Raw genomic sequence first — 13,197 nt, forward strand, 5'->3', positions numbered from 1 at the left:
CCTTTCTAAATTAATTTTCTTTTAATTGTTAAATCTTTAATAGAAATATTATTTGTATCATTTGAAATTGAGCCATCTTGCTTAATTGTTATTCTTTTATAAGAATTATCTGCTAAAAATGAAAATATTGATTTTTGTGATATTGTTTCAAAATAATATGTTACAAATTTATTAGCAGATGCATAATCTGTTATTGAAATTGATATTTTATAGTAATATTTTGTTAAATTATAATCTGGAATTTTAAATGTTAATTTTTCGTTTGCTTCTGGATAATTAATTAATTCTCAACTATCACCACTAATAGAAATATTACCACTCCCTAATAATGAATTACCATTAATAGTTTTAATGTTTGTTCCACTTATTAATTTATCTTGTTTAGCATCTGATACCATTAATTGTTGTTGTTCATTTTTAATAATAGTTTTATTGTCAATTGGTGTTTCTACACTTGAACCTTGTTTTGCTTTTCAAACATTATTTTCATAATAAATAGTATCATTATCAAACGGAACTATTAATTTAATATACTCGTTATAATCAATTTTAGAAAAGTCATTAATAGTTGGATAAGTAATATTTATTGAATTATCTGTTTGTAATCGTTCTTTTAATCAAAATAATAATGTTGGATAAAAAGTTTTTTTACTAATATGTTTATATTCTTCTTCTCATGGATGAGCATAATTATCTAAACTATAATTATAAGGTCTAGATACTGTTTTACTAGATATAATATCAATTATTTCACCTGCTAATTTTAAAGCATTTTTAACATCACGAGTAATATTTTCATTTGCCTCAGGGTCATTAGTTTGTGAATAAGCAACTCCACCTTGTGAAAATGAAGCACTACCAGTTAAATCATTAACTCCTTTAGGTAAATATCAATTAATAACTGCTAATAAACAAGCAGATTGAATATAACTTAATCATTTATCATATTCAATTAAAACAGTATTATCTTTTTTTACTCATGGAAATAAATCTTTTTTATTTATTTTATCTGAAATTGTCCCACCTGATAATCTATCCATTCATAAACTAGTTTTTAAAATAGCATTATAAATTAAATTATCATTATAAGCAGATTGTTTTCTATCATTAATAGGTTGTCAAAGTTTACTTTCTTTAACATCTTCAACTGTTATAAATAATAAATTACTTAAATTATTTTCCATATAATACACCTCTTAATTGATTACGATATTTATTTTTTAAATTAGATGGTTTATAACTATTAACTCTTGTTTTTGTTTTCTTAATTGTTTTAATAGTTTGATTAGTTTTGTAAAACATATTTTTAACTGGTGTTTTATATAAATTCTTAATATTTTTAACATCACTTCGGCGTTCACGATACCATTTTTTATTATTAATTCCACCAGCAAAATTAAAATTAAAATGCCCAATCTTTAAATTATTAATAAACTTTTTAATTTGTTGTAATTTTTGAACTGTTGGTAATGTTAATTTAGTAGTTCCTTTGGGATATTTTTCTTTTAATGCTTGTGGTAATCGTTTTTTAATATAATTTCTTAAATGACTAGGTAATCATTTTCTTAATCAATAACGCCAAAATAAAGTCCCCGCATTAGATACAGCATTACTTAATAATTTTCAAATTTCAACTGGAACACTAGGATAAACATAAGGTCCATAAAATTTTGGATGTTTTGCTGTTTTTGTATATATTAAAATAGTTAAATTACCTGTTAAAGTTAATTTATTTGTAATATTAAACATACCACTATCAAGTCAACTACTATTTAATGGTTGTCAATTAGTATTTAAATAATTTTCATTTTTAAATTGTTCTCTATTTTTAATATTATTATCCTTTTCTAATTGACTTAATATTTGTTGTATTTCTTTTTTATGACCTTTTTTAATTAAATCTAAATAAGTAAATGGATTTAATCACTGATAAATATCTTCAACTTTACTTGTAATTTTATTATATTTATCAGTAATATAATTAATTGGCTTTAATATTTTATTTTGAACTTTATTAACTCTATTAATTAAATTTACAAATTTACTTATTAAAGGTTTATTTTCTAAATTAGATACTAATAAAGTTAAAACTCGTAATATTAGTAAATTCATTGTTTATTAAGAATTTTTAATTACAACATCAATTGTATTTGTTTGACCAGTAGCGTTGTTTTTACCTTCAATTTGAACTTCAACAGTTTTATCTTTTGTAATATTTATTGGTCAATCTTCACCTTTACTTTCAATAAAATAATCAAAATCATTTTCAGTTAAAGAACTATCTATTGCTTTTACTGCTTTTAAAACAACATTTTTAAATTGTGGTTTTAACTGTTCTTGTGTTGCTTGTGTTGGGTCTGCAACATGAATAGTTGGTTTATCTATTTTAATAATTCCACTGATATTAATTTTACTGGGAGTTGATGATGAGAATACATAATCAACTGGCACTCTAAAAGTTTTATTTAGATTACTTTTAGCAGTATTAATTTCTTCTTGTGTAGGTGCTTTTTCTAAAATAATTTTGCATGTTTTAGGATATAAAATTGTTGGTGTTGCATATTGAACTTTACCAATTCATTTAGGGTTAGCAGTATCATTATCTAAAACTTGTTGAATAGTATCCATATTAATTGGATATGCTCATACTTGTTTATTAATAAGTAAACCATTTACATTAGTAAAATTATAACCTTTATCACGGTTAACTTGTCCTTTTGTATATGTTTTTTCTAAATGAAAACTTTTAGATACTGGAATACCCATTGCGGTATTTTCATATAATTCACCATTAACCATTGCTTTTAATTGGGCTTGTGACCCAATTACTTTTAAATAAGCAGGTGTTAAACCTAAATAGGCTCTTCGACCTAAAACCATAAACATTTTATCAGTTGGCAATCCAAAATATAAATTACTAATTTGATTTGTTAATTCAATCAAAGTTTCATTTAATGTAAAGAATGCTTTATTTGCATCATCAGCATTTTCAGCTGTATAACTACGAAATGGAATTACTTCATATTGACCATCTGCTAAACAATAATCATAAATAGCCTGAATTAATTCACATTCTAAATTAACAAATTTATTTTGTACAACACTAGAAATAGCATCAGCAATAACACCATTTTTAATATTTTGTTCTATTAATGCTAAGTCAAAAGCCTCATTCATTAATTTTAAATTAAATCTCTTATCAATCGGAACTGGAATTCTTGTTAATCCCATTGTTTGAGTTGCCCCACCATTTGGTAATGAATAATCATCTTGTCATACCACACGATGAGTTAAATTATATAGTGCTTGTCCTGCATTAGGTAATCAAGCAACTTGTTCTGCGGTTGCAGTAGCATACTGCATAATACTTGCATATTCATTATATAAAGGTCCACGCAATAAAGCATTAACCATATCAACATAGGCTTTTTGACCTGTTGTGTTACCTTGTAATGTAAAAGGTACTTGTGGCAAGTTAATTGTTGCCATAATATTTCACTCCCTTATTATCTAAGGTTTTTAAGTGTATAATCAGTTAATTTTTTAATTTCATCAGGAGTATATGCTCCTTTTTCTTTAATAGTTTCAATTTCATCATTCTTATTTTCAGTTGATTTTTCAATCATATCTTTAATAAAATTAGTTGGTGAAATTGATTGTTGTTCTTCAACAAACAAATCAGGTTTTAATTCTTTTAAAGTTTGCATTTTTTCAGTTAAAGAATTACCACTAACTTTATCTAAATTAGTTTTAATATCTTCAATTTTAGTAGATGGAATATCTTTAAATGCTTTTAATTCATCTAATTCATTAGATAATTTAATAAAATCTTCTTTTGATATAACATCTTCGCGTTTTTGCACACTTTCTCTAATTTGCTTTGCTTCATTATTAAACTGATTTAAGATATTTTCTGCAATCTCTTCACTTAAACCTTGTTCGATTAATTGTTCTTTTGTAAGTGCCATTTTATAAACCTCTCTTTTTTTATTCTTGTCCGATTAACAAGTCAGCATAAACTCTTTTTTATGGAAAAAGATTAAACCTATAATTTAATTATATACTAATATTTTACTAATACAATACTTTTTATATATTATAACTAAACTTAATATATTTGATTACTAATTTAGTCATTAAAACGCGTAATAAGCATTATTTTTAAGAATAAAATTATTACATAATTCATAATTTTGCTTGTATACATATATATATATATATATAATGCAGTTAGATCTTGATAAAAAGTTTCAAGATAAGAAAAGGAGAAATACAAGTATGAAAAAATTACTTAGTTTATTAAGTGTATTAACTATTAGCGGAACTGCTGTCCCAACAACAATTGCCGCTAGTAATTATAATCAAAGATATCAAGCAGTAATTAAAACTAATGGTGCTGATTTGCCAACAGAACAACAAATTAAAGATAAATTAAAAGAACTAAATCCTAGCATAGATATAAATAAAATTAATATTACAAATATTAAAGAGTCAAGCGCAACATTAAATTCGAGTGATAAAACTTTTAATTATGGTGAACCACTACAAGTTTTATATTCAATTGATAAATCTGTTTTATCAGATAATTTAAATTCAGAAACTGATAACGGTGTTAATGTTTTCTATTCTATAGAAAAAAATGGTAAATATAAATCAATAATTGAAAAAATATATGGAATTAAAGAAAAATATATTAGATTTTTAGGCATTGATAGTAAAGACAATAAATATTTTGTAAATAATGAAAATGTTTACTTTGTAAAAAATAATACTAATAATGCTATATTAATTAATTGACTAAATTTTAGTCAATCAGCAATTATTGAATTTAGTAGTACTGATATTTTTGTTAGGTTTGGTTGAAAAGATTTAAATAACATTATTAACGTTCATAGAATAAAAATTATAGATTTAGAAAATAACAATTTAAATAAAATAAATGAATTATCTAAAATTATTTCAAATCCTATTTTAGGAACAGTTAAAATTAATAATGAAAAAGGATTACTAACCGAACAACAAATTAAAGATTTTTTAAAAGATAAAAATCCTCAATTAGATATAACTAAGATAGGAATTAAAAATATTATTGATGATTTATACAATAATAATGAAAAAAGGATTACAGTATTTTCAAGTGACTCAACAATTTATACTGGCGAAGCAACTGTTTTTTTAGATGTTGAAAAATAGTTAAGATTTAAAATAAATGAAAAAAATATTAAGTCTTTTAGGAACAATCACTTTAATAGGAACCAGTACAACCAGTTTAGTTGCTTGTAATACACCACAACATGAATATACACCCGAAGAATTAGCACAATTAAAAAAAGAAAACAAAATTAAAACAAATAACCAAGAAATTAAAGACAATTTAGAATGAACAGCACCACAAGAAAAACCATTTAATACTGTTGATAATAAATGATATTATGTAGTATGGCGTGGTGATAAAAATAATAATTGAAGAATTGCTAAATTTCAAAATACAGAAAAACAAAGATATAATAAGTTTGATGACCAAGATAAATACTATATTTTTATTGGACAACATAAAACAGAAACTAATTTTGATATTATAATTAGTGAACAACAATCTTCGTATAAAACTATAAAACCCTGGCAAATAGATAATGGAGTTTACTTTAAATCAGTATACCGTTGAAATTTAAATAGTAATATACCTGATTTAATTATTGATGATAAAGGTAATGTAAAAGTTAAAGGTGAATAAAAAAAAGAGATTTTACATCTCTTTTTCTTTTATCTTGGTTTAATTGTAATTTTAATAGGATTATCACTATTATTTACTATATTTAATACACCCAAAGCATTTAAGTCTATTGTTATATCTTTATCATTACCACAATAATCAAATCCAGTATTCAATAATAACTGAGCAAATAATACTTTTGAAAATCTAATTTTTAATTTCATATCATTTGTATAATATATTTGTAAATATGTTTCTTTAATTTTATCTTTATCAGTATCAGATAATTTTGTTATTCTAAGTATAAACATAATATTTCAATTATTTTGTTCAGTTAAATATAAATTTGGATAATATCCACTTGGTAAACCATTAGTATATGCAGTAGAGAATGTTTGAATTTGATTAGTTATATTATCAGTGTACAAAGTTATTGTATTATCAAAATTAACATTATCTTTTTGTTCTAATCCTGTTTTTTGTAAAGTTATATTAGATAATAAGCCACCATTTAAATTACAACCATTAGAACCACCTAAAAGATTAACATTTCTGTCTTTAATAAATCTTTCTATATCAGGTTTCAAACATCTAACTTGTAAATTATTAAGATTACTTATTTCAATAGTTTTATATGAACTAATAAATTTATCTATACTTTGAATTGTTGGGTCAATTTGTCTTAAATCAATTTCAGTTTCATAATAACCATAACTAAAATCATTAGGAAATAAAGTTGGTGAATATTCAATTTTGTTATTTTTACATTGTGCTGGTGCGGTAATTTTGGTTTTTAATGTTTGCCCTGTTTTACCATCTCAGATATCTTTTGTATAAGGTTTATAGTTATAAGGTACTGGTGGGAGAACATATTGTGGGTAATTAAATGTTGGTATTTCATAATCGTGTGGTAATAAGAAACTAGTTTTATAATTAGTTGTCATATCGCGTAAATAATTGTTTAATACGCTTTTTGTTTTACCTCTAAAACTTCATACTGATAATCTTAAATAATCTTCTTCATTATTAGTATATGGATTATCAGCATAAAAGATAATTTCAAAATTACCTTTATATAATGCTTGAATTGAAAACATATCAATTATATAACTACAATTTGTCCCATCTGGTGTTTGTAAGAATTCTAAATCATTATCTTTTTCACTATCACTAACTGGTGTTTGAGCATCAACTGCTTTGGTTTGTTCATTAATTAAATAAACTCGATTAGTTTTAGGATTTAATTGTTTTAGATTATAAGTTGAATAAATTAATTCTTCTGTTGGTTTACCATCGTTAGTTAAAACAGTACCTTTACATTTATCAGTTAATAAAGTTGTAAACCCTAAACTAGTAGCATTTGCTCCAAAGATAGCACCAACTTTATCATTACCTTGTTCTCTAAATATTTCAAATGGTAAATATCCATTACCTTGTGCACTATCACCTCAAAATGCATCATTATAAAAACTATAAATATTAGCACTCATAAAACCATTAAGAAATTGAAAATTAGGTCAAGTTTTTTCATCTTGATTAATTACTCACCCTCATGGAATACCAAACGAAATAAAGTTTAAGAATTTACCAACTCCGCCCGGTATCGTAAAAGGATTAAAAACTAATTTTTGTGTATAGTTTAAAGGCAATACGGTTGTTTGGCGATTAATAAAATTATTCATATTTAAAATATCTCAAACATTAGATGTACCCATTTTATTATATTCAAATTGAACTTGACCAACTGTATTACCAAATTCATCTTTTCTTCTAAAATATGATGAGGCTTGAGTACTAATTATATTATCAACATTACCACTATTTACTTTTACTTTATTTGGTGGTGTTATATTTCAGTTTTTAGACCAATAAAACTTAGAATTATCATCTTCTGTATGAATATTTCTACCAACACTAGAATTAGTTGCTGATGTAGTAGTTGGGTCAGTTATAACAATACCCTCACTATTTTTTTGATTTCAAAAATCATATCTTGCTTCCATACTATCTTTTCAATCTTTAAATCCTGTTATCATTGTTGGTTGTATACCTTGAATGTTATATCAACTTACATCTGGTGATGCATAAGTATTTATTTTATCAGGAGCAGCAGGATACATATTATACATTAGCAAGTCCCTTGAATTCATTACTTTTTTATTAAATTCACCTTTAATAATTGGTCGGCCAATAACTGGCATATCAAAAAAGATAGGATTACCATAAAATTTAACTGCCATTGCTCTAACACCTGGGTCTTTTAATAAAACTTCATCTAATTCAACAATACCTTTATTTAGTTTTTCATCATAAGTTATTTTAGGAAAACAATAACCTTCACCTGGTGCTGATGTTTGAATAAATTGTCGTACTGCCAAACCACTATTACTAATTTTGTCATTAATACTTGAAAAGGTAATTTCTTGTCATAAAAAACTACCATCATAAGGTGAATAATAATTAATAACATTTGATGGATATAATCATTGTCTATCTTGGGGTGCAGAATTAATATCACCACCACCAATATTTAAACCACGATCATTAAATACAGTATAAAAATTATAATAATCATTAATATTTAATTTCTCAGCATCTTCATCTAAAATTAATAAAGTATATTGTCGTTCTGTTGATTGTTGAGTAAATACTTGTTCAAATTTAGCATCGCCAAATTGAATTGAACTTCTATCATCAATCATATAAGAATCTCAATATTTACCAACTTTAACTTCTTTTGTATAAAAGTTATCTGCTTTATTATCATTATTCATAAAATAACTTAATTTATATTGCTTTAAGTATTCTAGCATTCTATTAATATCATAAATGTTTTCACCATCAATTAATTTTCAATAAACATTATTATTTTCATCTTTTAATTTTATCGCAAAAGGTGTTTCATTATTTGCTCATATAGTTGAATTAATTGGTTGTTTATTAAAATCATCAATCGTTAATATATTAATTTCTTCACCTTTATATTTTTGCACTATTTTTAAACTATCTTGTCATTGTGCAATAGTACTTTCCATATTATCAAATATGCGTGAATAACTACCATAATCACTTGGTTTAGCATTATTAGGTTTTCAACCTGTTTCAGTATCAGGAATATATGAACTATAAACATTAAAAGGAAATACCATTCAATGGCGATTGTCTTTTATGTTTTCTCTAATATCTATTAAAGTATCATGGGCTTGTCTTCGTAATTCTTCGATAACCCCTGGGTTAATTCTACTCATTTTTTAATTCTCCTTAATTTCTGTTCTACCTTGTAAGGCATTTTGATTATTACCAGTTTCATCATATTCCATTAATTTATTATTATGTTCTATTTCTTTGGCTTGCATTTTATCTTGTCATGCTTCTATTTTTTCTAAATATTTTGCTGCTTCTAATTCATCAATATTTTCATATTCAGTAATTGCTCTTATTGGTTCCATTGTGCCATTATCTAATCTAGCAGTAATTAATTCATTTTGTCGCATTTGATCTACTAAACTAGCACTAACAAAATCAAAACCATAAGGTCTTTCACCAGTACCATCTCATAAACCGTAATATTTTAAAACGGTATCAAACACTTTTGTATAATATTGCTTACGATATGCTTGTAAATATGCTTGTTTTTCTAAATCTTTGGTTTTAGTTAATAAAGATTGTGTTTTATTTTGGTCATTATCTGATTTATCACCAAAAGGACTAGAAAAATGACATGCTAAATATACTTGTTCAATAATTGCTTTTTGGTCTTCCGTATATGTTTCTAAGGTTGGTGTTCCTTGTACTACTTGTAAAGATTGAGATAATTGACCATCTACGGCTGATTGACCTGATTGAATAAAAATATCATCAAAAGCATCTTGTAATACTTTTTTATTACCTTTGTTATAAGCAGTCATTAAATCATCATCTAATATTCCATATCAATGAGTACGATTTGCTCATCTTTCTTTTGATTTAATATTAAAACTATCTTCTAAATCAAATTGTAATTTATAACAATTTGCCATTGTAGGTAATGGGTTTAATGTAGTTGATGTTGATAAAAATAACGGATTAGGTTCATTAATCATTTCTCAAAAAGGAACTACGCCTAATTTATTTTTAAATTCTTGTACTAAAACAGGTTTAACATCATCTTTAATTTGTGTTTTACTTTGTCCAACAACTACTTCATTATTTTTAGGTCAACCTTTAATAACTATTTTATCTTTGGTACAAATTAAATTTAAAATAAAACCACTATCTGATTGATGATAATTTAATCAAATATCAGCACCTTGTTCAATTTCGTTTATTTTACTTACACGAGATGTAAAGTTAAAAGGATTAATTCATAAATCAATATTGCCATCTGATGTTTCTAATAAACCAAAAATAGTTTTGCCCATTAAACTTGCTGTTAATTCATTTTTATCTAATTTTTCTTTTATTTTATAAGTTTCATATCATCAATTTAATTTTTCTAAAATGTCTTTACGATGAGACTTAAATAAAATATCTTTACCATTAACTAATCGCATTTGATGACGAGCAATAATATTGGCTAAATTAATAGTTCAATCATAATTATAAAATTTTAAAACACTATTAATATCATTTAAGTTTGGTAAACTAGGAAAAGTATTATTCATTGTTATTTTGCTCCTTTAATTTTAAAATAAGTGCATAATTAATAATATTTACTGTTAATAAACTAGGTTCATTTGCTAAAACTTGTACACATACTTTAACTTTTTGATATTTCTTAATATATTCGTTATATAAATTTAATTTACATATTGCGATATTATCTTTTTTTAATTCTTGACAAAGTCTTTTTTTAACTTGTCCACAAACAGACATATATGGTCTTTTTGCATTAATTACTCTTTCATCGTGTATTACATAAATATCTTTTTTCATTAAGTTATTCACTCCCTTTGTTGTCATAATTTATAATCTGCTGAACTATTATGTTTAACCATTGGTATTAATTCAAAGTGTAAAGCATAAAAATCACTATCAAATGTATCATCATATAAGTCTAACATTCGTTCTTCTCTTACATCAGGTTTATCTTCTCATTGAATTAATTCATATTGGGTTTTACTTACAGGACATTTTTCTCATAATCATTTTAATTGATTAGTATTTATTAACATGGTAAATGCTTCAATACGATGCTTTATTTTAAATTTCTGCTTTTGCGCTGGTTTAAAATGCATATATTGACCAAAAGAATAATTATATTTTTCTCTATTTAAACTTTCTAATGTTGCATAAGCACTGTCATCAACATTAATTGATATACCTTGTTGTATTAAATTAAAATATTGATTTAATTGATTGTTATAAAACTCTAAAATATCTTTAACTTGTTCTAATGTTCCTTTAAATTGTTGTGTAGCATTTGAATGTGTATATTCAGCAACTTTATATGCTTTTTTATTAAATGAATTATACAATCAAAAACTAGCAGCAGTAGTATGTCCCTTAGGACTAGTAGAGTTTGCTAAATCAACACCACCTAATAATTTAGTTGGTTGAATAATATCTGTTGCTTGCATAATATCAATATATCTTGCAAAGATTGAACCACTAGTATTACCAGGTAATCCTCAACTCCATACTCTTGCTCTTTCAGGATCTAATTTTTCTAATATAAGTTGCTTTCTTTTAACATCACTATCCAAATAACTATTAAGTCTTCAACTAGAATAATGAATAATAACTGTTTTAGTAAATTTCTCATTCTTTTCATAATAATTTATTTTAAATTTACCTATTTGGTCATAATTTAATCGCATTAATTCTTCATCAAATGGCATTATTTCATTACAATATCCAATAATATATCTTTTTAAACTTTCAGGATTTGATGAATTAATAATAAACTTTCTTTTTGCACCACGAACAGCATAATCTAACTCACTTATGTCTTCTCTTGTTAATTGGTCTGCTTCTTCTCTTCATTCAATCGCAAATTCATATTTTTCTAAATCAGCAAACGCTTTTAATTTTTCTCTTTTAGTAGTTGAATGTAATCCTTTACAAATAATATAAGTACCATTATCTAGAGTAAAAGAATGCTCAGATAAATTAACTTTATAATTAATATTCATAGCATTAAGAGTATTTTGTATATTTTCAAAAACACCTTTTCTAATATCTTTACCCATTTTTTGAACAGCAATAATAAATATTGGTTTATTTACTAATAAAGATATAGCACATGATTTACCAATCGGATTATCTTTAATCATCCATGTTTTAGCACTAAACCGTGATCCAATTTCATTATATTCATCAGCAGGATTATATATTTCTTTTCAAGGAGCATTAGGAACATTTTGCTGATAAAATCATCTTGGTATTTCATCTAAATGTAAAAAATGTTTAAGCATCTTTAATCACCTCATTTATTTTTGGTAATTCTTCTTTATCAAAAGTAATAACTATATTTGAATTATTTATATTTGTATCTTTAACATATTTCTCAACATATATCTTCTTACCCCCGCCATATTGGTCATTTAATAAAGCTAATTCCAATTCTATTTCTAATTGATTTATCGTATCCTTAATAAAATCAACGGTTTTTGTATCAACTTTATTTTTTCAATCATTAAATGGTAGTTTTAAATAATATAAATATGCTCTTTTATTGCTTAATTTGTCCGCTTTTTGCCGTAAAAACTCCTTAGTTTTACGCGAAATAGTCTTAAAAGTTACCATTTTTTACTCCTTTTTGCATATTAAAATTGCTATTATTTAATGAATATGATTAAATAAAAGAGTATATAAAAACTATGAAAGAACTCTCACAAGTTCTTTTTTATTATCTATATTTTACATCAAAATAAAAAAAAGCTTTAATTTTGTCGAAAACTCTTGATGAAATAAAAAAAATCATCAATATGACAATTTGAAAACTAATTTTGTGTAAGATTATGATTTTGCTTTAAATTTTTTAAACGTTAAAATATAATACCGTTGATTGTTGGTTTGGTGTTAAACCTTTGTGTTGGTATTTTCATTTTCAGAGCTTTAAATAATTTTGAATATTAGTGAAACCCAAACCATGATAATGAATTAAGGCTTCTTTAAGACTGGATTGTAATTTACTAATCTTATTTAACTTTTGATAACTAGTATCAGGGTTTGTACTAGTTTTGGTGGAATATAGAGTAGAATTTGTTTGTTTTGCTACTAATAAATATAGTGGTTGCATATCAGAAATAATTATTGATTTTTCTTTAATTAGTTGCTTATTCATATTTTCAATAATCCATTGTTTTTGTAATCTTTTGGTATTGGTGGATTGAACAAAAATATTATTATTGCTATCAACTGCCATTTGAATACAGCATTTGGTATCAGTTGAAAATGGATCGAGATGAGTTTTTCGTTTATCAAATTTATCTTTAAAATTGCCTTTATGAATTTCTTTAATAAATGTTTCATCCATTTGGATTTGACCATTTAATTTTTTA

General features: G+C 24.6%; 12 protein-coding genes. 2 read left to right on the top strand and 10 right to left on the bottom strand.

The features are described 5' to 3' along the window. Window positions 1-5: 5 nt before the first annotated feature. Genes ACOBME_RS01325 through ACOBME_RS01340 form a run of 4 tightly spaced genes read right to left on the bottom strand, consistent with a single transcriptional unit; the run spans window position 6 to window position 3,968 of the window. Entirely contained in the window at window positions 6-1,184 is a 1,179-nt protein-coding gene (locus ACOBME_RS01325) for a hypothetical protein (RefSeq protein WP_338966276.1), read from the bottom strand. Next, window positions 1,174-2,112 (bottom strand): hypothetical protein, encoded by a 939-nt coding sequence (locus ACOBME_RS01330; protein WP_338966273.1) that lies wholly within the window; start codon window positions 2,110-2,112, stop codon window positions 1,174-1,176. Before ACOBME_RS01330 ends, ACOBME_RS01325 begins: the two co-directional genes overlap by 11 nt. Before the next feature lie 6 nt (window positions 2,113-2,118). Next, window positions 2,119-3,489: a hypothetical protein gene (locus ACOBME_RS01335; protein ID WP_338966270.1), complete on the bottom strand. Its 1,371-nt coding sequence runs from the start codon at window positions 3,487-3,489 to the stop codon at window positions 2,119-2,121. A gap of 17 nt (window positions 3,490-3,506) precedes the next feature. Then, on the bottom strand, window positions 3,507-3,968 hold the full coding sequence (locus ACOBME_RS01340) for a hypothetical protein (protein WP_338966267.1): 462 nt from the start codon (window positions 3,966-3,968) through the stop codon (window positions 3,507-3,509). A 310-nt stretch (window positions 3,969-4,278) separates the two neighbouring features. Between ACOBME_RS01340 and ACOBME_RS01345 the strand changes: the two genes are divergently transcribed. Together ACOBME_RS01345 and ACOBME_RS01350 are read left to right on the top strand one after the other, a co-directional pair. Then, window positions 4,279-5,193, top strand: a complete 915-nt coding sequence (locus tag ACOBME_RS01345; protein WP_338963611.1) for a hypothetical protein — start codon at window positions 4,279-4,281, stop codon at window positions 5,191-5,193. Between the two features lie 16 nt (window positions 5,194-5,209). Next, a complete protein-coding gene (locus ACOBME_RS01350) occupies window positions 5,210-5,734 on the top strand; it encodes a lipoprotein (protein ID WP_338966265.1) in 525 nt (174 codons plus the stop codon). A 29-nt stretch (window positions 5,735-5,763) separates the two neighbouring features. On the opposite strand, the gene ACOBME_RS01355 is transcribed toward ACOBME_RS01350, so the two are convergent. The 6 genes from ACOBME_RS01355 to ACOBME_RS01380 form a co-directional block, all read right to left on the bottom strand. Further along, window positions 5,764-8,961, bottom strand: a complete 3,198-nt coding sequence (locus ACOBME_RS01355) for a hypothetical protein (protein WP_338966263.1) — start codon at window positions 8,959-8,961, stop codon at window positions 5,764-5,766. A gap of 3 nt (window positions 8,962-8,964) precedes the next feature. Then, on the bottom strand, window positions 8,965-10,356 hold the full coding sequence (locus tag ACOBME_RS01360; RefSeq protein ID WP_338966260.1) for a hypothetical protein: 1,392 nt from the start codon (window positions 10,354-10,356) through the stop codon (window positions 8,965-8,967). Then, the gene (locus ACOBME_RS01365) at window positions 10,349-10,627 is read right to left on the bottom strand and encodes a hypothetical protein (protein WP_338963373.1); all 279 of its coding nucleotides are present in this window, start codon (window positions 10,625-10,627) and stop codon (window positions 10,349-10,351) included. The genes ACOBME_RS01360 and ACOBME_RS01365 overlap by 8 nt, the downstream gene beginning before the upstream one ends. Next, on the bottom strand, window positions 10,627-12,108 hold the full coding sequence (locus ACOBME_RS01370) for a PBSX family phage terminase large subunit (protein WP_338966257.1): 1,482 nt from the start codon (window positions 12,106-12,108) through the stop codon (window positions 10,627-10,629). Before ACOBME_RS01370 ends, ACOBME_RS01365 begins: the two co-directional genes overlap by 1 nt. Beyond that, entirely contained in the window at window positions 12,101-12,439 is a 339-nt protein-coding gene (locus ACOBME_RS01375) for a hypothetical protein (RefSeq protein ID WP_338966254.1), read from the bottom strand. The genes ACOBME_RS01370 and ACOBME_RS01375 overlap by 8 nt, the downstream gene beginning before the upstream one ends. 235 nt (window positions 12,440-12,674) lie before the next feature. Further along, a partial coding sequence (locus ACOBME_RS01380; protein WP_419334024.1) for a transposase occupies window positions 12,675-13,197 on the bottom strand: 523 nt, incomplete at its 5' end.

Source organism: Spiroplasma endosymbiont of Sarcophaga variegata (assembly GCF_965178695.1).
GTDB classification, from domain to species: domain Bacteria; phylum Bacillota_I; class Bacilli_A; order Mycoplasmatales; family Mycoplasmataceae; genus Spiroplasma; species Spiroplasma poulsonii.